Raw genomic sequence first — 18768 nt, 5'->3', positions numbered from 1 at the left:
GCCTAAAAAACTGGTGTATCGCCTATCTCTTACCGTGTATTTTGTATAACCAATACCAATACTCAACCAGCCTCCCGCACTGAATACCATTAGAATCCTGATCGATAGTAGATAAAATTCTACAACCAGTAAGCAAACTACTAACTTTTATTCAATTCACAATCGTTATTATTCGCAAGTTACATCTATCCTACTTCTACAAGGGAGAATCTTTTTGATGACAATAAACGCAGCAGACATGAGCAAAGTCAGTTCATAATGCACCATTGATCATCCTTAACCCTGCTATTTGCCAATAACTTGCAGCCGCTCCAAATGATCCGTTTGTACTTATGAAAAAGATCCTTGTTCCGTTCGACTTCTCCGCGCTTTCCATGTCCGCACTCCGGTTCGCCATCGAGCTGGCCGAAGCGGCCGGGGGTGAGGTGATTGCCCTGCACGTGGTAAATATGACGCCGGTTTACCTGGAAAGCCTTGATCCGAATGGATATGCCGTCGGCTCCGCTTCGATCCTGTCAGAACTGGGCCGGGAGGCGACCGAGAACTTTGCACGGGTAAGAAGTGAGTTGAAAACCCACCTGGAACCCGGCTTTCGGGTCGAGCAGGGATTGCTCCATCAGATTATCATCAAAACTATTCACGAGACCGGGGCCGATCTGGTAGTGATGGGAACAAGCGGCAGCAGCGGGCTTGCCGAAGTAATGGTAGGTTCGAACACAGAAAAGGTTGTCAGAACCGCCCCCGTACCCGTCATTTCCATCCACAAAGGCCAAAAGATCAGCCAGATCCGCAACATCGTTTTCCCGACGACCATCGATTTGCAGCAGCATCGCTTCGTATGGCAGATCCGGGCCCTGCAATCTTTCCTAAGCGCCCATCTGCACCTGCTCTATGTGAAAACGCCCGATTGCAGGGACTCCGATCAAGCTCTTACTCACATGCTCAGCGACCTCGCCGAGTATTATTCTCTTACCGAGTACAGCGTACATGTTACACACGCGTCGAGCGAAGAAAAAGGGGTTCTCAAATTTGCCGCCCGCTTGCCAGGTTCTATGATCGCTATGGCCACACACGGGTATACGGGCCTGACGCACCTGATGCTGGGAAGCGTAGCCGAAAATGTCATCAACCATACCCGTGAAGCTGTCTGGACGTGCAAGCTCTCAGAGCATGTGTAAATGCCAAAGCCCGGCAACAAGCGACTTCCCATTTTACATTTGCTTTGCATGGAGGTGGTAAAAGTGCTATTATTGTTCCAATCGGGCATTTGACCAAGACATACATGTTATGAAGAAGATAGGTTTTTTATCGTTCGGGCATTGGTCTAACCATCCGGCCTACAACGCCCGAACCGCGAGTGATACCTTGCTCCAATCCATTGATCTGGCTGTCGCTGCAGAAGAAATCGGTTTGGACGGGGCTTACTTTCGGGTGCATCATTTCGCGGCCCAACTCGCATCACCATTTCCATTGCTCTCGGCCATCGGCGCCAAAACAAGCAAAATAGAGATTGGTACAGGCGTAATCGACATGCGTTACGAGAACCCGCTGTATATGGTGGAAGATGCCGGCGCCGCGGATTTGATTTCGGAAGGACGATTACAACTGGGGATCAGCAGAGGATCGCCGGAACAGGTGATCGACGGATGGCGCTACTTTGGCTACGAGCCCGCCGAAGGAGAAACCGATGCTGATATGGGACGCCGCAAGGCGCTGGAATTTCTGGATAAATTAAGGGGTGTGGGATTTGCACAGCCCAATCCCTACCCGATGTTTCCGAATCCGCCGGGCCTGCTGCGCCTGGAACCTCACTCAGAAGGGTTGCGTGAACGGATCTGGTGGGGTGCTGCCTCCAATGCAACGGCAGTATGGGCGGCAGAAAACGGGATGCACCTTCAAAGTTCTACGCTGAAATACGACGAAAGCGGCAAACCTTTTCACGTGCAGCAAGCCGAGCAGATCAGGTTATATAAGGAAGCCTGGAAAAAGGCGGGACACCAGCGCGAACCCAGAGTTTCGGTGAGCCGGTCTATTTTCGCTTTGGTAACCGACCAGGACCGCTATTTCTTCGGGCAGGAAAGTAACCGGACCGACAAAATCGGTATGATCGAGCAGGACAAGCGCGCCATTTTCGGTAGAAGCTACGCCGCTGAGCCAGACCAGCTCATCAAAGAGCTGGCACAGGACGAAGCCATTCAGGAAGCCGACACCATTCTTCTAACAATACCGAATACATTGGGAGTTGACTACAATGTCCATGTACTGTCGTCTATCTTAGAGCATGTGGCACCGGGACTCGGATGGCGCTAAATGGCGATTAAACTTATCTTCCCCGCTCCGGTGGAAGATAAGTTTGTCACTGTCCGTTACACCAGCCCCTGTGCAATCATAGCATCAGCCACCCGCACGAAGCCTCCGATATTTGCACCCTGTATATAGCTCATGCGGCCGTCTGGTTTGTGGCCATAACGTATGCAGGTTGAATGAATGTTAAACATGATTTCCTTCAACTTCTTATCCACCTCTTCGCGCGACCATGACAGGCGTAGCGAATTTTGTGACATTTCCAGGCCCGACACAGCTACACCGCCGGCATTCGCCGCCTTCCCGGGGGCATACAGTATGTCGCTGTCTTCAAATACCGCAATTGCCTCCGGAGTACAAGGCATATTAGCTCCTTCGGCAACGCAGAAACAGCCGTTCTTAATCAACATTCGGGCGTCCTCCGCATGAAGTTCGTTTTGAGTAGCATTCGGCAAAGCAATGTCGCAGGGCACTTCCCAGGGAGTTTTGCCAGCCACAAATTGACATCCAAATTTGTCTGCATACATGCTTATCCGGCCCCGCTCTTCATTTTTCAAACGCATGACATAGGCAAGTTTCTCGGAGTCTATACCTTTCTCATCGTAGATATAACCGGATGAATCGGAAAGCGTGACGACCTTTGCACCCAGCTCTACGCACTTTTCGAGCGTGTACTGCGCCACGTTGCCAGATCCTGAAATCACTACCCGCTTGCCTTTAATACTGTCACGTCGTTGACCCAGCATTTGTTCAACAAAATAGACTACCCCATATCCTGTGGCCTCGGGGCGGATCAGGCTGCCACCATAGCTGGCGCCCTTACCCGTTAAAACGCCGGTAAATTCATTCTTGAGCCTCTTATACTGACCAAATAGAAACCCGATTTCCCTGGCCCCTACCCCGATATCCCCGGCAGGGACGTCATTATCGGAACTGATGTGCCGGAAAAGCTCTGTCATAAAGCTTTGGCAAAAAAACATTACCTCCCGATCAGAACGTCCTTTGGGGTCGAAATCGGCGCCTCCCTTCCCGCCTCCCATAGGCAACTGAGTGAGACTGTTTTTAAAAATCTGTTCAAATGCCAAAAATTTGAGTGTGCTCAGATTTACCGATGGGTGAAAACGCAGCCCACCCTTGTAAGGTCCGATCGCACTGTTCATTTGGACCCGATAGCCGCGGTTGACTTCGACTTCCCCGAGGTCGTTCATCCAGGGTACCCTGAAAATAATCACACGCTCAGGTTCGACAATCCGTTCCAGGATCTTAGCTTTCTGATAATGAGGTTTGTCTTCGATAAAAGGGATAATTGTTTCGACGACTTCCCGTACTGCCTGATGAAATTCACTTTCACCGGAATTTCGGTTGACAAGCCGGGTCATAAAAGATTCAACTGAAGTCACTGATTAACATAGTTTAAGACTAAAAATTAACTTGCCCATTCAATTAAGGCGCGCTAATATAAATAGATAAACCACGGGTCACATAAAATATTACCTTGGAGGAACACTTATTACTCGCCGATTTGAGGAGGAAAGTTTGCTATTCGAGTCCCTTTGTTATCATTAATATCTAATAGTTATGACCGTCGACCAAATTGCTACCCGTTTGCAGATTATTGCCGAAAAGAGCAATTTGCCCAAGCTATTGAGGAGCTGTATACTCGTGCGGTTGTCCCGGGTTCGGCACAATTTTCGCTGCACGGACGCTCCAAAGCGATTAATTTATCCTAATTCAGAACAGGTATGTTTTTCAGATCCATTTTTCGCCTGGCAGGTGCTTCCCTATTCGCTACTTCGGGAATTATATCGAACCGGACCTGCTTTCTAAAATAATAGCCAAGCGGGCCCATCCCGGCCGTAGTGCGACGGCAAAAGGCTGGGCAGCACACTATCTGGTAGGCATTCTGTGGTCGGTAGTGTACGGAATTTCGAATGAACGCCGCAATGACGATTTGTCAATCCCACTCAAAGCGTCGGTATTTGGCATCGCAAGCGGCTTGATCTCCACATTGGCATGGCGGATTATGCTGGAAAGACACCCGCGGACTTTACGAGCTACCAGGCTGTCCTTCTTTTTGCAGCTGGTAGCAGCCCATGTTGTGTATGCGTTCACGCTCACCCACCGAGACATCGGCTCTGTGAAGCCGGCCCGTTTGCGGCAAGACAAAGTACTCCAATCTTCCTTCTGATCTTCATTTCCCTTCCCGGTTATGTCTCCTGCCAAAAGCTTGTCAAAGCTTTTGAAGCAGGCTATTTACCGCGTCCATTATTTGACAAAATTCTACCCATTATTTGACAAGATTATCACCCGTCTGTCTCAGAACATTTTTTGAATATTACAGCACCTACAAAACAAGGTTGAGCTATTCAATCTGGAAAAACAACAGTACCCCTCCTGGAAAAATTTGGAAATGCAGGCAGGTTCAAACTAAATGATCGCCTGCCAGCATTTAACGGGACACTCCTATTAATTAATTCAACTCTGTCTCAAACCAATTTTTACTAACAGCAAATTAATTCAGGACACGAGCACTCCCATAAACAAGATAAAAGCTATTGATTTTACACGCCATTTAAACTTCGTAGCAAATGAAAAAAATCTATCACAGTAAACCATCATCTAAAACGGCACTTGTAATTGTCAAGTATTTGATAAGTATTTCCCTTGCATGGGCGCAAGAACCTACGCCGTTTGCTTGTTCTAATCTTGCATATCAGGTGAGCGGGCCAAATACAAGCAATTCTTCTCTTTACAGCTACAATGTATCCACAGGCGTCAGAACGCTGATGGGAGCCCTTCCTGCCAGAGTCAATTCCATCGGTTATAATACGCTTGATAATTATATTTGGGGCATCAACGTCCTAACCAACCAGGTCGTCAAAATTGGGGCTAATGCCGCACTTTCAACTTATTCCATACCGAATTTACCTGCCCCGGAAGTCAGCGCATATTACAATGTCGGGGAGGTTTTCGGGGACGGCTATTTATTCATTTATAGCAGGCTGGCCACAAGATACTACGTAGTCGACATCAATCCAGCCAGAACAGCCACGTATCTGCAACTGGTGGATCCAACAGCCTCTTATACGCTGGACGCGGCCCCGTACGGAAATACTTTTATCGGTGCGACCAGTCTGGATATATCAGATATTGTTTATAGCTCTTCAAACGGGCTGTTCAACGGCATCATAGACGCACAAAGTGCAACGAACGCATACCGCAGGTTTACGATAAATCCGGTAACACAACAGGTAACCATCACACCCACAACCATTGCGGGCGGTGGTATACAAAATAATGAAAAGGTGGCCTTTGGCTCTGTTTTTATCGATGAAAAGCCCAATACCTTCTATGTATTTGCCAATACATTGGGAGGCTTCTACAAGGTCGATATGACGACGAATGCGGCTACCCTGATATCGACTGCGCCCACAGGAGGGGCCAACAACAACGACGGAGCGAGTTGCCCCAACACCCTCCTGGTTACGACTATTTCGGGCACGGTATTCCACGATCCGGATGCAGGAAATGTTAATAACAGCACAGGAAACCCGAACGTAGCGCCTTCCGGACTGTATGCCAATCTCATCGGCACCGACGGAAATGTCGTTGCTGTTGCCCCTGTACTTCCATCGGGATTTTATGGCTTTGATGGCATTCCGGCAGGCAATTACCACGTGGTGCTGAGTACGACAAATGGTACCCCTGGTACGGCTTCCCCTGTGCCGGGCCTTCCGGCAGGTTGGGTAAATACGGGAGAGTTCAATGGCGCGGAGAATACCGGAAACACAGCCCCGGCAGACGGAATCAGTCCGGTGTTTACCGTAGGCGTAAATAGCACAGACATTAACTTTGGCATCCAGCAACCGCCTGTTGCGGACCTTAAAACATACCAGGTGCCCAACGCAGCATTTAGCGTCGCTCCGCCCGCCGGCTATCCCGCATTACCAGGCTATCAATCTATTGCTGCATCGTCGGCAAACCTGACGGGCTATCCTTCCGGCGGTTCCCTTTCGGGCTCTGATCCGGAAGATTGTGCCGGCGCCGGTACATGTAATACGGGCACGGGAACCACCTTCAATATTGAGGCGATCAACGCATCCACTCAACTATACTACGACTTGGGATCAGGACCTGTACCCATAGATGTAACTGGCGGGCCTGTGAGTATTCCTAACTTCGATGTTACCAAACTGGTGATCTACGGGGCAACCGGAAGCGGGACAAGCAGCAATCCTGTTGGTTTTACCTATTCCATTACCGATAATGGCGGAGCCACCAGTTCCGCCGCGGGTTACTCTATTGAGACAGAAAGCCCCATGCCGGTAACTCTGATCCGTTTCGATGTCCGTCCGGAAGGCAACACTGTGAACCTGCAATGGGCTACGTCCAGCGAAGAAAACAGTAAAGGCTTTGAGATCGAGCGAAGTGCAAACGCATCTGCCTGGACTAAGATAGGATTTTTGCCATCTTTATCTTCCGAAACCGTCAGCAGCAGCCGGCTCGACTACCATTTCGCTGATCCAAATCCCCTGCGGCGCAGAAGTTACTACCGCCTGAGGATGGTCGACGTTGATGGTAAATATACTTATAGTCAGATCAGAGTAATGGCATCTGAAAATAGTGCCATGATATATACTTACCCAAATCCCGCGGCGGACGAATTAACCATAAACGGACTAAATGGCTCAGAGGTGATCAAAGTGCTGGATATTTTCGGACGCACATTGATAGAAGGCCGCAACAGCGATGGTAAAAACAAGACGGTGCTTAACATCCGGCCTCTTCCGAATGGAGTATACCTAATCAAAACTCAAATGCCGGATGGCTCATCTGTTTCACAGAAAGTGATTAAGAAAAAGTAGTGCTCCAATTCGATTGAAGAGCCCCTGAGTGCGGTCCGTCCGCTTCTCAGGGGCTCTTTTTTGTCCGCTATCGCAGTAAAATGTTCACTTTCGGACATCTCAATCCGAGCAACAAAAAGCATAAAAGACTCATAAACAGCAACGTGCAAAAGCATCTTATTCATGGTACAGTATTTTATCTACAAAAGTTGAACTTATACAGCGATGAAGAGAAACTACCTGGGTGAATTTGAAGAACTTGTACTGCTGACCGTCACTGTCCTGCATCCAGGGGCATACGGGGCGGCAATCGCAGACGAAATGCAAAACCAGACAGGGAGATCGGTCAGCATTAGTGCCGTGCACGCTGCTTTGCAACGACTTGAGGAAAAAGGAATGGTCAGCTCCGCGTTTGGCGAAGCAACCCAGGAACGGGGAGGCCGGCGGAAGCGGCTGTTTGCGGTCACGACGTTGGGAAACCAGACATTGCAAAGCGTGAGGGACATGCGTTCAAAATTGTGGGATTCAATTATGTCCAAAGGTTTGCTCGTACAAGGAATATGAACGGCCCGAAACCACCGAAATTCGCTGAACAGCTGCTATATCTCTTTTGCAGCGCAGCGCAAGTCGAAGAAGTTCAAGGTGACCTTCAGGAACGTTTTCAAAAATGCGCATCACGATGGGGGATGCGTCGGGCGAAACTCAGGTACGTGCTCGAAGTATTGGGCTTTGCCCGGTTTGTTTTCATAAAAAGCCAAAAAACCACGCTGTATCCAACACCAAACTATTCCGTCGGTATGCTTAGTAACTATCTGCGTATTTCGTGGCGAAGCCTGCTGAAATCAAAAGGTTTCGCCTTCATTAACATTGTCGGGCTGGCTGTCGGGATGACGGCCGCGGCATTGATCTTCCTCTGGATTCAAAACGAATTACAATTTGATCGGCAGTATAGTCGAACCGACAGAATCTATCAGATTTATAATCGTGACGTTTTTAATAGCGAAAAGACCGTTTGGTCAACTAGCCCCTCGCCACTGGCCCCGGTCCTTAAAGCATCTTATCCTGACATTGAATTGGCGACCCGGTATGCACCGCTGACGCTGCTCTTGTCGGTCGGTGATGTCAACAGCAATGTGAAAGGTGCCCTGGCGGACCCCGATTTCGTCAATATCTTTGACATTTTCCCACTTTCAGCCACCAAGAATCCGCCACTTGCCGAAGCAGGGAAAATAGTCATATCCAAGCGATTGGCAATGAACTTCTTTGGGACGGAAAACGCCGTTGGAAAAAGAATTCAAATAGACAACAGAGACAATTTCTTAGTGGCGGCAGTAATGGATAATCTGCCTGCGAATAGCCAGTTTCAAGATATTGACTATCTGCTTCCCTGGGAATATATGATAAAGCCAGGCTCTGCCGGTGCCGACTGGACATCCAACAATTTCAGCACATTTGTCTTGCTGCGTCGGGGCGCACAGGAGGCGGCCGTCAACCAAAAAATCAGGAAAGTGACTGCCCATCATCTGAAAGGCAAAGTCGATAACGTGGCGCACCGGGAAATCTTTCTGCATTCGGCCCATAAGTGGCATTTGTATTCCAAAATAGAAAATGGTGAGGTCGTCGGCGGCGGAATCGTCGCAGTGAGGTTATTTGCCGTGGTCGCCGTGTTCATTTTGATGATAGCCTGCGTCAATTTCGTGAACCTGAGTACAGCCAGAGGGGAAATGCGCGCTAGAGAAGTTGGTATCCGCAAGGTTGCCGGAGCGGCGCAAGGCTCGCTTGTAATGCGGTTTATGGGTGAAGCGGTGTTGCTTGCCCTGATAGCAGGCCTGTTTGCGGCCGCCGCAATCTGGTCCCTGACACCCACATTCAACGAATTGATCGGCAGCCATCTTCAACCTGATTTTGGTTCTCCTGTTTTCTGGGCGTCGGGCATCGCATTTGTACTGTTTACGGGCTTTTTGGCGGGGAGCTACCCTGCCATTGTATTATCGTCTTTTCAACCGGCGAGAGTCCTGAAAGGCTCGTACAGTCGCGGACCTGTGGCGGTTCCTGCCCGAAAAGGTCTGGTAGTCATCCAGTTCACTTTCGCTATTGTACTGATAATTTCGACCTTGGTCATCCGCAATCAAATCGATCATGCCGAACAGCGTGACAATGGCTTTAACAAAGAGCACCTGCTTTATGCAGCGTTGCCGGGAAACCTGGAAAAACACTACGCATTGCTGCGTGACGAACTCCTTGCCAGTGGGGCGGTTGTGTCAACCACCCGGTCGCTGGGACCTGCGATGAGTCTGAACACGCGCCAATGGGGCGTAAAGTTCCCGGGCAGCGTCGAAACCGATAAAAATGTGGAATTTGACCTTTTCGGGGCCGATCGCGATTTTGTCAAAACGACGGGGGTTGAATTGGTGGCAGGCAGAGATATCGATCTTTCTCAGTATTCCACCGACTCAACGGCCATCGTGCTCAATGAAACAGCCGTCAAAGCCATGCGTTTAAAAACACCGATCGGCTCGATCGTCCACTTTCAAAACACTGACTGGCATATAGTGGGGGTAGTCAAAGATTTTATTTACGAATCTCCCTATTCACCCGTCAAACCTGCTATCATTACAGGGCCGGGCGGTCTGCTTGCTCATCAATGGGTTAATCTCCGCCTCAATCCGGCGAATCCGCTTGACAAAAGCCTGACGGTATTGGAATCTGTCTTTAAAAAGATTGATCCGCGCTATCCTTTCAGTTATTCCTTTGTCGATGATATCTATGAAGCGCGTTTTGCACGCGAAAAACAGATCGGTATCTTGACGAGCACTTTCACCGGCCTGGCCATTTTTATTTCCTGTATGGGTATTTTCGGGTTAGCCACATTCTCCGCACAACAGCGCATAAAGGAAATCGGCGTCAGAAAGGTGCTTGGCGCGTCGGTACCCAGCATTGTCGCGCTGCTTATCGGGGACTTTGTCAGGTTGGTCGCTATGGCATTTCTAATCGCGGCGCCCATTGGCTGGTACATCATGGATCAATGGCTCGGTGACTTCGAGTACCGGGTAAAGATCGGTCCGGGCGTATTCGTGTTTGCTATTTGTTCTACATTGTTCATTGTGGTGGCGACTGTCGTCATGCAGGCAACACGGGCCGCATTAATGAATCCAGTGCGTTCGTTAGCCAACGAATAAATGATATGACGAGGACGATGGGGGAAAAAGGTGGATGGTGCGAGGTGAGGCCCATTGCTCTGTTTCCCAACCAGTCGCGCTGATTCAGGCAAGTTAGCGTGGTCTCCCTGTATATTTTTGCCACAACAAATTGCCACGATGCAGTTCATAAAACACGACCCTTTTTAGCCTCGGTCGGCGTTTTTCCAAAAATCTTTTTTTGAATTCTGCGCTGAAATACTTGCTGTCATCAAAACGATCATTATGCTCACCTCACTGACGTAATAAAGTCCCGAATTGAGCAGCTTTTAGGCTTCATTAAATCGCATCGTTTTCATGAAGTCATTGATGATCAACCCTGTAAGTGATCTCAATTTTCGATACAAAACGAAAAAAAGCTCTGTGTACGCTTCAGTGCTCCCCCACAGGAATCCTGTATATGGTGCATATTCGCTCTAAATGGCTGCTTTTCCTATCTCATCGTCTCAAGTTAACGAATCGGTTAACAGATTGAATGATCTATTTTGGTTCACTTTCATCAATTGTTTTTCACATTCGTTCACAAACGATAAGATTTTCGAATTTAAAAAATCGAACTATTGAATAGTAACCAGAATTACGGTTGCATGGAATAAACTACTTGTAGTAATTCTTCAACTGCCATTAAATTTATTAAAGCGTAACAAATACATTTTGTTAACGGACAATCAAATTTTTTGTGGAGAGATTACCGGTTACATAAAGTACTTTTACCTCGATCTTAGTTGTTCGGACGATGTGCTGACGCAAGCGTTTTCACGCTATTTGGAAGCACGGCGCCGGACAATTTCAGAAACATTGCCCTAAAAGTTTACGTCCGAACCGAAAAAACAGGAAGGTGACAATTGCAAATGAGCCCCGGTATTTCCGTGTGCCTCTATAAAGCCTTGTCAGCTGGCCCCGGATATCAATAGAATCGCATTCTTTTAGAAAAATACCCTCCAACTGGATTACTCAAAGTAATCTTGAAGCGACTGTTTTGTCATTTTTTTTCACAAAATCACCAACATTATGCAACAAATTTGCGTCTTATTAAACTTCTTTAAGCGTTGGCCCAAACGCCTTTTTCCTACCTGGATATTACTTGTCGTGATCAGAACTGCGGCAACTGCCCAGTGTATCAATTTTATCGCAAACGGCAGTATGGAAACCTACACTAACTGCCCAAACTTCAGTACCCGGGGAACAATTAACTACGCGTCAAATTGGAAAACAATCGGAGGACTTAGTAGTACATACGGGCAGCTAATGGTCAACCGGCCTGGCGAATGTGTTTCTAATAAGCCAGCAGCTTCGTGGCCTGCTTCTACGGCGTTAACTGGTGGAAGCGATGGGACTAACTGGCTCGGAGGGCATAATACCGAAAACTGGCAAAACACGCTGGCCCAACCGCTACCGCCTGGAAACTACACATTCTATCTGGATGCGGGTAACGTCATCGCTAGTCCGTACGTAAATACCAATTCTACGTTACTGTTTTACGGCGTAAAGTCTACCGACCCAGACTTTTCCCACATTCCCGCGCAGCTAATCGGTTCTGTTGTTGTGGACAATGTCCTTTCAGCAACCAATCCAACGTGGGTTACAAGAAGTTTCAATATAACGACTACCGAGACCTATGACCGCATTGAAATATTAAATGCCCCTGTTGTCCCGGGAAATACAAGTGCTTACACTTATATCGACAATTTCCGGCTTACTTATACAGTCGACGGTGGCCCGGATACGACCATTTGCGTGGGCGCCACCACTGAAATGGCGGGGACCGGAACCGGCGTTTGGAGTGAAAAATCAGGCAATCCCACACCCACATCCATCGCAAACCCTAGCAGCGGCACAACAACCATTTCCGGGTTTTCGGCTCCGGGGGTTTATTATTTTATCTGGACTTCAAACGGTTGCACCGATGAAGTTGCCGTTACCGTGACCGGGCCTTCTGCTCCTGTAATAGCTGCTACCGACCCAAGTTGTGAGGTTCCGACCGGCAGTATCTCGGTAGAGTCGCCGGCCGCCGGCCTGACTTATACGCTCTCTCCGGGCGGCATGTCCAATACGACGGGGGTTTTTACAGGCTTGGCGCCGGCAACTGGTCCTTACACCGTTACGGCCAGCGACGGCACCTGTAATTCGGCGGCGTCCAATGCGTTGAGTATCGGAGCACTTGAATGTTGTCAGTCCGAAGCGGGAACCATTACGATTATACCATAACGTTACCCGTCAAGAAAGCTATGAAGAAAACATACTTTTCCCCTTTTTCAGCGCACTGGAAATTGACGGCATTGTTGGTCATGTTAGGAGCACTTCCCCGAATGCTCAGCGCACAATGCCTTAATGCTGGTTCGTCTGTCCATTTCTCAGTTGCGGGCAACAATACTACGGCCGGGTACACAACGGTATATCTGCTAACCAATACTAACGGCAGGATACTTAAAACGGTTACCGACGGATTCGCTGCTCCTGACGTTAATGGGACTTACTATCTCTACGCGGTCAACTACAAAACATCCGGAACTGCGCCGAACACAACACCCGGCACGAACATCTCCGCCATTGGAGGCGATTGCGTGGACATAAGTCAGCAACCGGCCCAATTTTGTGTTAGCGGCGGTTGTGTCCCTGCGGGAAGCTCTGTCGCATTTCAGGTGACCGGCCACAATACCTCTGCCGGATATCTCACCCGGTACGCACTCACCGACAGTACCGGGCGCATTGTATCTGCGCACACAGAAAGCCCGATTACGTTGCCGTCGGCACCAGGAAAGTACCGGATTTATGCCGTCAACTATTTGGCAGAGGGAGGAAGTTTGGCACCAAACCTTGCGGCAGGAGTGCTTATTGCAGACATCGGAGGTTCTTGCGCATCCGCAAGTCAGACCCCGATTGAAATTTGTGCAGCGCCGTCTATGCCGGTGACATTGCTTTCATTTTCCCTTACCCAGGAAGCCGGAACGGTGCAGGTAAATTGGGTTACAACAGAGGAAATTAATGCTGAGAAATTTGAAATTCAACGGGGCAATGATGCCAAAAATTGGCAGATAATAGGCTCACACATGGCCGAAGGGGATAGCAAGGCATTGGTTTCCTACCAGTTCACCGATGCGGCTCCACTTTCAGGCCAGGGGTATTACCGGCTGAAAATGATCGATCGTGACAAAACCTTTGCTTACAGCCGTATCCAGAGCATTAGGTTGAATAACAAAAGAACACACACGTTTGTATACCCCAATCCAACCCAAGACCGGTTGTTACTAAAAAAGCCGGAGGCTGACGTGCTCAGACACGTCTCACTGACTTCCCAGGCAGGTATCACCGTTTTCGAGGGAGCATCGTTTCCCTCGGCCGGAATTGATGTGAGAAATATTGCAGCAGGTAGTTACCTATTGAAAATTACGTGGCAGAGCGGTCAGGATGAGTTGCACCGGATCATTGTTGCCCCATAAATTGACACATTCATTTTTAGCAGCACTGAAAAAACTGCTGTGTCGAAAAAACACACTGCAAGCTATGCTCTTGCAGTGTGTTTGTAGCCTTAGGTAGTTTCCTCATTTGAATACACTCAAGAATAATAAGGATTTTTTGCCATAAACTTTGCCGTAGTTTCTGAGTTTTCTCATTTAACATAGAATGAGTTACCCGATCGTGAGAGGACTTGCGAGAAAGTGTGATGATCAATTAAGACTTTCCCTGAATTCCACCGGCGTTACCCCGGTCTTGTTTTTAAACAATTTGTTGAAGGACTGCGGATGCTCAAATCCTAGCTCGTAAGCGATTTCTGCTGCGGTCAACTCAGACAGCGAAAGCCTTTGCTTTGCTAAATCGATCAGCTTTGCGTGGATGTGTTGCTGTGTATTTAATCCTGTAAGATTCCTGAGCAAGTCGCTCAGATATCCGGCAGAAACATTCAATTGCTCGGAAAAATATCTTACCGACGGGACACCGTTTTCCAAAGCCAGCCGGTCACGGTAATAGTTATTGAGCGTTTCTTCGAACCGTTCGACAATGGGCTTACTCACCGCTTTCCTGGTGATGAACTGCCTTTTGTAATACCGATTGCTGTAATTTAAAAGGACCTCCAGATAGGAACTAATCAACTGCTGGCTAGTATCATCGATGGCTGCTTCCAGTTCCTCTTTAATAGCATTAAAGACATTCAGGACTTTATCTCTTTCTTTCTCGGAAAGATGCAGGGCCTCACTAATATTGTAGGCGAAGAATCCATATTTAGCTATGGATCTTGCCAAAGGATGTCCCGCGAAAAAGTCAGGATGAACAAACACACTGTACCCTCCGCACTGTTGATCATCGACCACAGAAAGTGCCTGGCCAGGCGCAACAAACACCAGCCCGCCTTCGTCAAAATCATAATAACCCTGTCCGTATTTCAGCTTTCCGTGTAAATTGCTTTTATAGGAAATCATATAGAAGTCATGCACAAGATACCTGACCTGAGAACTGGCAGCTATGTCGGCGTGATTTATCAGTGCGATCAGCGGATGTGTAGGCTTGGGTATTCCGAGCGCTTTACATAGCCGGGACACCGATTTGAAATAATGCAATTCTTTTTTTTGAACTGATTTATCTATCATAGCTATCATTATTGAACTAGAATGACTGTTTATTTAAGCGCGCGTCGCCACATGGTAGCGATTACTTTCCATTTTGATGCGGATAATTTTGCCGTCGCTTTCACCAGCCCGGAAGAAGCATCGGTTATGAATATGGTTTTCAATTGAGCTATTTTAACGGGCTTGGTAATGCTATCGCTTGTTTTGAGTAAAAATGTTATCAGTAAATTTCTGGTAGGCTTCTTCTGAAGTACTGCGACGGGCGTTCAGTATCGGCTGTATGTCTGTTGTTGGGGCATAGCGGAGACGGCCTGTCGCGTCCGTAGCCGCCTCGTAGATAGCCGCTACTACTTTTTCCACGGCATCCGCATCGGAAGTTTCGGCCATCGCATGAAACATTTTCCCAGTCTGCTCTAAGAAAGGGAGATAATCGTCAATCATGGACAATCCGGTACTTTCCCCGCCCACGCGGTTAAGAAAACCGGTTTGAGGCGCACCACCCGGTTCAATTACTTTAACCCTGATCCCCAAAGAAGCCAGTTCATACCGGAGCGCTTCCGACCATCCCTCCAGCGCAAATTTTGATGCGCTGTAAACGGAGGCCATTGGAAAACCGATAGCGCCAGCTCCGGAACTGACATTGATAACGACGCCTGAATTGTTTTCACGAAAGTGAGGCAGGATTGCTCTTGTTATATCCATTGCCCCAAACAAATTTACCGCGAACTGATTTTTGACGGCTTCCGCGCTGACACTTTCAAAAACCCCGAATAGCCCATAGCCCGCATTGTTAACCAGCACATCAATTTTTCCGAAGCGGTCAATACCTGCCTTGACAGCATTTCTAATAGACGTTTCATCTTCTACATCCAGTTTAGTAATAAAGATATTCCCGGAATTACTGAGACTTGTTGTTTTACCGGTATCCCGCATTGTGGCGATAACGTTCCAGTCTTGGGCTGCGAAATAGTTGGCTGCTGAGGCACCGAATCCTGAGGATGTTCCTGTAATCAATACTGTTTTGTTCATTTCTGAGATTTTTAATTGTTGGACATTTAACTACTCGACAAATGTCCAGCGAATCAAAAACCTGCAATAAGCCAAATCAGGGCAATGATTAGCCAAAACAAGGGTGATGCTTTAAGTTCGTTTACCCAGATAGCGCTTTGCAATGGTCCTGCGGTTTTGTTCATATACACGTGATCGAAGAGACCACGTCATGAGCAGTACCACTATCCTATCCGCCTTTTAAACAAAGTATATTGCGCCTTTTAAACAAAGCACAACGACGGGTTTAAACCGAATTTTGCATCATCAAAACATTAGATGATGGATACAAATTCAAATACAGAAAAATTAGTCCTCGTTACCGGTGGCACGGGCTTTATTGCCGTACACTGCATCCTGCAATTATTAAATGCCGGATACCGGGTTAGGGCCACTCTTCGCGATCTAAACCGGGGATTGGTGGTAAGGTCAATGCTGTGTGAAGGCGGCATCGAGGTGGGCGAAAAGCTAACGTTTATACGGACGGATCTATCGAGCGATGCGCATTGGGACGAAGCGGTAAAAGATTGCACTTACGTGTTGCATGTCGCATCGCCGACACCAAAACTGAATTTTAAGCATGAGGATGAAATGATTATTCCCGCCCGGGAGGGTGTGCTGCGGGTGTTACGCGCATCCAGGGATGCGGGCGTAAAAAGAGTGGTACTGACCTCGGCGATCGGTGCTATCGTTTATGGCCACCCTAGGCAAACGGTACCTTATGATGAAACAGTTTGGACGGATACTACGGATGCCCCGGCTTACCAGAAATCGAAAACGCTGGCTGAAAGAGCAGCCTGGGAATTTATAGAATGTGAAGGCGGCGACCTGGAACTGTCAGTGGTTAACCCGGCAGCGGTAATGGGGCCGGTATTAGGGCCTGATTATTCGCATTCCATTTACCTTGTCAAAAATCTGCTGACCGGTAAAATGGCGGGCTGCCCGAAGATCAATTCTTGTTTTGTCGACGTGCGGGACGTTGCCGATCTGCACTTGCGCGCTATGGTTAATCCTAAGGCAAATGGTGAGCGCTTTATTGCTACCGGCGGCGAAAGTATCTGGCTGGTGGAAGTAGCAAAGATCCTGAAAGCCAACTTGGGCGATAAAGCAGGCAAGGTGAAAGCCATACAACTACCGAATATTGTTCTGCACATTACTGCGCTAAAAGATCCGATGGTCAAAAGCATGGTGCCATTATTGGGTATTCCGATGAACCTGACCAGTGCCAAAGCGGTTGCGCTGCTGGGCTGGTCGCCCCGTTCGCAGAAAGACGCGATACTGGCCGCTGCGGAAAGCCTGATCCGGTTGAATTTGTTGTAAATTGCCACTATGCAGGAAGTCGCCGAAGTTTTTATATCCTGTAAAAAGGAAGTCCATTACAGCCGGGAGCTTATGCTCCGCTGGCCTGCTCTTGTGCGCGTGCTATCCGGGGAGATCCGGATAGCAGCGGCCGACCGCAGCTATCGTTTCTTTGCCGGTGATACAGTCCTTTTTCCGCGTGACCAACTGGGGCGAATGAGCAAGCTGCCGCTGAACGGCGAGCCTTGCGTGGCTATCTCGGTAATCTTCCGCAAAGATAGACTGGAGCAATACTACAAGGGAACTAAACCTACGGCGGAACGCAACCATGAGCCGTTGATCTTCGCTGATCATCCCTTGCTGCAAAGTTTGTTTATTTCTTTGCAGCCCTATTTCGATTTGGCTGATGCGCTACCCGCCGACATTGCCGCATTTAAGGTAGAAGAAGCTATTCGCATTTTAAGAGCGATCAATCCTGCGACGGATGGCTTACTGGGGCACTTTGAAGCACCGGGTAAAGTAGACCTGGTAACGTTTATGGAACAAAACTTCCGGTTTAACCTGCCGCTTGAAAAGTTCGGCTATTTAACCGGCAGAAGCTTGACAACTTTCAAAAAGGATTTTAAAAATGCGTTTAACACGTCGCCCGGGCGTTGGCTGACGCATAAACGCCTGGAACTGGCCCACTATCAAATTGTTGAGCAAAGAAGAAAACCTTCGGCGGTATACCTGGATACGGGCTTTGAGGACCTCTCTCACTTTTCCTTCGCCTTTAAAAAACAATATGGTTATCCACCAAGCCAGTTTTTGGGATCTTAATTGTAGGTGGTTCCGCCTAAATACTTTGCTACTATTTTCAAAGTTTTAGCGGGTCTCCTACATACGCTGGTCTATGTTATGCATGTTTCAATTATCTGTGTGAGGTCAAGGGGCTAAGAAATAATGGGTGAATTATCTGAAATTGTAAAATATAGCCTTTTGTCAATAGGCTTGGATAAAATATGAAATATTTTATCGGAAACTCTGCCTATCGATATAAATTTTCCGGCATCGCAGCTTCTTTCTAAAGTCGTTGTTGGCTTCCGATGAAGTTGACCAAAACGGTTTATTTTGACTATTATCAAGACGAGTGCCGCTAAAACTCATCAGTTAGACCGGAAGGGAATTACTGCTTGCAGCTCCCACTGTTGATTAGGGTCACCGGAGGTCCCTTTTAAGTAATAAATAATCATTGGGCATTCTCGTCATTCTGCGAACCCGGGTTATCAATCACAAATTGGTTTGACATCGTGCTTCTACGCAACACTGCTAGTGACATTTCCACCTTGTTCCATAAAGATAGGTATCTTCAACAGCATCGTATCCGGAGTTGAAACTCCAATGGTACACCGTTTCTGTTAATATCGCCCGCAGAATGTTTGCGTCGGACCCCACCGCTGGCACAAATTTTGCTTGCTGGCTGGACGTCGAGAATGCTACGGCATTGCCAGGATTTGTTTCACGATAAATTGC

At 48.1% G+C, this 18768-nt stretch carries 13 protein-coding genes; 9 read left to right on the top strand and 4 right to left on the bottom strand.

Going from position 1 to position 18768, the window contains the following annotated elements; all coding sequences use genetic code 11:
• Window positions 1–332: 332 nt before the first annotated feature.
• Both ACQ4MZ_RS04920 and ACQ4MZ_RS04915 read left to right on the top strand, forming a co-directional pair.
• Complete coding sequence (locus tag ACQ4MZ_RS04920) at window positions 333–1178, top strand: universal stress protein (RefSeq protein ID WP_430843465.1); 846 nt, start codon at window positions 333–335, stop codon at window positions 1176–1178.
• Between the two features lie 109 nt (window positions 1179–1287).
• Window positions 1288–2310, top strand: a complete 1023-nt coding sequence (locus ACQ4MZ_RS04915; RefSeq protein WP_430843464.1) for an LLM class flavin-dependent oxidoreductase — start codon at window positions 1288–1290, stop codon at window positions 2308–2310.
• A gap of 56 nt (window positions 2311–2366) precedes the next feature.
• On the opposite strand, the gene gdhA is transcribed toward ACQ4MZ_RS04915, so the two are convergent.
• Entirely contained in the window at window positions 2367–3704 is a 1338-nt protein-coding gene (gene gdhA / locus ACQ4MZ_RS04910) for an NADP-specific glutamate dehydrogenase (protein ID WP_430843463.1), read from the bottom strand.
• Window positions 3705–4191: 487 nt separating this feature from the next.
• On the bottom strand, window positions 4192–4527 hold the full coding sequence (locus tag ACQ4MZ_RS04905) for a hypothetical protein (RefSeq protein ID WP_430843462.1): 336 nt from the start codon (window positions 4525–4527) through the stop codon (window positions 4192–4194).
• 365 nt (window positions 4528–4892) lie between these two features.
• Here ACQ4MZ_RS04905 and ACQ4MZ_RS04900 point away from each other — a divergent pair, with 365 nt between their 5' ends.
• From ACQ4MZ_RS04900 to ACQ4MZ_RS04880, 5 genes are all read left to right on the top strand, one after another.
• Entirely contained in the window at window positions 4893–7169 is a 2277-nt protein-coding gene (locus ACQ4MZ_RS04900) for a DUF6923 family protein (RefSeq protein WP_430843461.1), read from the top strand.
• Between the two features lie 204 nt (window positions 7170–7373).
• Window positions 7374–7712: a PadR family transcriptional regulator gene (locus tag ACQ4MZ_RS04895; protein ID WP_430843460.1), complete on the top strand. Its 339-nt coding sequence runs from the start codon at window positions 7374–7376 to the stop codon at window positions 7710–7712.
• The gene (locus ACQ4MZ_RS04890; RefSeq protein WP_430843459.1) at window positions 7709–10327 is read left to right on the top strand and encodes an ABC transporter permease; all 2619 of its coding nucleotides are present in this window, start codon (window positions 7709–7711) and stop codon (window positions 10325–10327) included. Before ACQ4MZ_RS04895 ends, ACQ4MZ_RS04890 begins: the two co-directional genes overlap by 4 nt.
• A 1266-nt stretch (window positions 10328–11593) precedes the next feature.
• Entirely contained in the window at window positions 11594–12553 is a 960-nt protein-coding gene (locus ACQ4MZ_RS04885) for a hypothetical protein (protein WP_430843458.1), read from the top strand.
• Between the two features lie 20 nt (window positions 12554–12573).
• On the top strand, window positions 12574–13785 hold the full coding sequence (locus ACQ4MZ_RS04880; protein WP_430843457.1) for a T9SS type A sorting domain-containing protein: 1212 nt from the start codon (window positions 12574–12576) through the stop codon (window positions 13783–13785).
• A 228-nt stretch (window positions 13786–14013) separates the two neighbouring features.
• On the opposite strand, the gene ACQ4MZ_RS04875 is transcribed toward ACQ4MZ_RS04880, so the two are convergent.
• A complete protein-coding gene (locus ACQ4MZ_RS04875; protein WP_430843456.1) occupies window positions 14014–14931 on the bottom strand; it encodes a helix-turn-helix domain-containing protein in 918 nt (305 codons plus the stop codon).
• 171 nt (window positions 14932–15102) lie between these two features.
• Window positions 15103–15939 carry an SDR family oxidoreductase gene (locus ACQ4MZ_RS04870; RefSeq protein ID WP_430843455.1) on the bottom strand — a complete coding sequence of 279 codons (837 nt, stop codon included), beginning with the start codon at window positions 15937–15939 and terminating at the stop codon, window positions 15103–15105.
• Between the two features lie 297 nt (window positions 15940–16236).
• On the opposite strand from ACQ4MZ_RS04870, the gene ACQ4MZ_RS04865 reads away from it, so the two are divergent.
• Both ACQ4MZ_RS04865 and ACQ4MZ_RS04860 read left to right on the top strand, forming a co-directional pair.
• Window positions 16237–17277 (top strand): SDR family oxidoreductase, encoded by a 1041-nt coding sequence (locus ACQ4MZ_RS04865; protein ID WP_430843454.1) that lies wholly within the window; start codon window positions 16237–16239, stop codon window positions 17275–17277.
• 9 nt (window positions 17278–17286) lie between these two features.
• The gene (locus tag ACQ4MZ_RS04860; protein WP_430843453.1) at window positions 17287–18075 is read left to right on the top strand and encodes a helix-turn-helix domain-containing protein; all 789 of its coding nucleotides are present in this window, start codon (window positions 17287–17289) and stop codon (window positions 18073–18075) included.
• Window positions 18076–18768: the final 693 nt, after the last annotated feature.

This window comes from Dyadobacter sp. BHUBP1 (assembly GCF_050587785.1).
In the GTDB taxonomy this organism is placed as follows: Bacteria; Bacteroidota; Bacteroidia; order Cytophagales; family Spirosomataceae; genus Dyadobacter.
Note: the sequence above shows the minus strand (reverse complement) of the source record. Positions and strands in the feature narration are given on the sequence as shown.

What these genes read in the sequence shown, in the direction of transcription:
- ACQ4MZ_RS04875 (WP_430843456.1), bottom strand. Translation starts at nt 14,931, where the DNA reads ATGATAGATAAATCAGTTCAAAAAAAAGAATTGCATTATTTCAAATCG.
- ACQ4MZ_RS04920 (WP_430843465.1), top strand. Translation starts at nt 333, where the DNA reads ATGAAAAAGATCCTTGTTCCGTTCGACTTCTCCGCGCTTTCCATGTCC.
- ACQ4MZ_RS04885 (WP_430843458.1), top strand. Translation starts at nt 11,594, where the DNA reads ATGGTCAACCGGCCTGGCGAATGTGTTTCTAATAAGCCAGCAGCTTCG.
- ACQ4MZ_RS04865 (WP_430843454.1), top strand. Translation starts at nt 16,237, where the DNA reads ATGATGGATACAAATTCAAATACAGAAAAATTAGTCCTCGTTACCGGT.
- ACQ4MZ_RS04870 (WP_430843455.1), bottom strand. Translation starts at nt 15,939, where the DNA reads ATGAACAAAACAGTATTGATTACAGGAACATCCTCAGGATTCGGTGCC.
- ACQ4MZ_RS04895 (WP_430843460.1), top strand. Translation starts at nt 7,374, where the DNA reads ATGAAGAGAAACTACCTGGGTGAATTTGAAGAACTTGTACTGCTGACC.
- ACQ4MZ_RS04880 (WP_430843457.1), top strand. Translation starts at nt 12,574, where the DNA reads ATGAAGAAAACATACTTTTCCCCTTTTTCAGCGCACTGGAAATTGACG.
- ACQ4MZ_RS04900 (WP_430843461.1), top strand. Translation starts at nt 4,893, where the DNA reads ATGAAAAAAATCTATCACAGTAAACCATCATCTAAAACGGCACTTGTA.
- ACQ4MZ_RS04915 (WP_430843464.1), top strand. Translation starts at nt 1,288, where the DNA reads ATGAAGAAGATAGGTTTTTTATCGTTCGGGCATTGGTCTAACCATCCG.
- ACQ4MZ_RS04890 (WP_430843459.1), top strand. Translation starts at nt 7,709, where the DNA reads ATGAACGGCCCGAAACCACCGAAATTCGCTGAACAGCTGCTATATCTC.
- ACQ4MZ_RS04860 (WP_430843453.1), top strand. Translation starts at nt 17,287, where the DNA reads ATGCAGGAAGTCGCCGAAGTTTTTATATCCTGTAAAAAGGAAGTCCAT.